This window comes from Pseudomonas sp. ICMP 10191 (assembly GCF_001467335.1).
Classification (GTDB): domain Bacteria; phylum Pseudomonadota; class Gammaproteobacteria; order Pseudomonadales; family Pseudomonadaceae; genus Aquipseudomonas; species Aquipseudomonas cerasi.
Genome location: NZ_LKGW01000015.1, coordinates 1 through 1,106 on the forward strand (window position 1 = coordinate 1; position 1,106 = coordinate 1,106).

1 pseudogene is annotated in these 1,106 nt (G+C 58.0%); it reads right to left on the bottom strand.

Annotated elements, in window-relative coordinates:
• Nucleotides 1–145: 145 nt before the first annotated feature.
• A pseudogene (locus tag AO388_RS03205) lies at nt 146–1,106 on the bottom strand (IS5 family transposase); the annotation flags it as partial.

Consider the following 1,106-nt stretch of genomic DNA (forward strand, 5'->3'; position numbering starts at 1 on the left):
GGAGACGCTGAAAAATTAACCCGTTCGCACCGTCTTCATTTCCAAGCCGGTTTTTTTCAACCTGCCGGCCTTGCTTTGCGTTTCTCGGGCAGATTTCTGCCCTCCTTTTGCTGATTGGCGGGCCAGTCCCGCCTTTCAGACGGATTTATCCTGCCGCCTGTTGCAAATACCGCTTGGCCAGCATCAGATTGGCCAACCCAAACAAACTGAACAACTGCGCTGTATTCTTTTCCAGCCCACGGTAGCGAACCTTGCGATGATTGAAGCGCACCTTGATTACCTGGAAGGGGTGCTCGATTCTTTTCCAGCCCACGGTAGCGAACCTTGCGATGATTGAAGCGCACCTTGATTACCTGGAAGGGGTGCTCGACCTTGGCGCGCAGTTGCGCCTTGGCATATTCAATTTTACGCTTGACCCGATACAGCACGCTGCCTTCGCCGTGCTGCTTGTAACTGCTTGGCCGTGCTGCAATCGACCAGATAACGTCCCGTTCAGCGTGCTCCGGTCGCTTGGCCGCACCGGTGTATCCAGCGGCACCCGAAACATAGGTTTCGTCACCGTGCAGCAACTGGCCAACCTGGGTGACATCCGCCACGTTAGCGGCCGTCCCTACTACGCTGTGCACCAGCCCCGACGTGGCGTCTACACCAATGTGGGCCTTCATCCCGAAGTGCCATTGATTGCCTTTCCTGGCCTGATGCATCTCAGGATCACGCTTGCCTTCTCGGTTCTTGACCGAGGGCGGCGCGGCGATCAGGGTAGCGTCGACGATAGTGCCTTCCTTGAGCAGCAGCCCCCGGCTGGCCAGATGCTGGTTAATCGTTTCAAACAGCAGCCGCGTTAGCTGATGGGTTTCCAGCAAGCGGCGAAAACGCAGCAAGGTGGTGGCATCCGGTGCCGACTCGCGACCCAGGTCGATACCCATAAAACCGCGGATGGCCTGGCTGTCGTAGACGGCATCTTCGCAACCTTCATCGGAGAAACCGAAACACTGCTGCACGACGTACATGCGCAACATGCGCGACACCCCTATCGCAGGGCGTCCGCGCTTGCCTGCGGTGTTGCTATAAAACGGCGCCACTTGCGCCTCCAGCTGGGCCCAGGG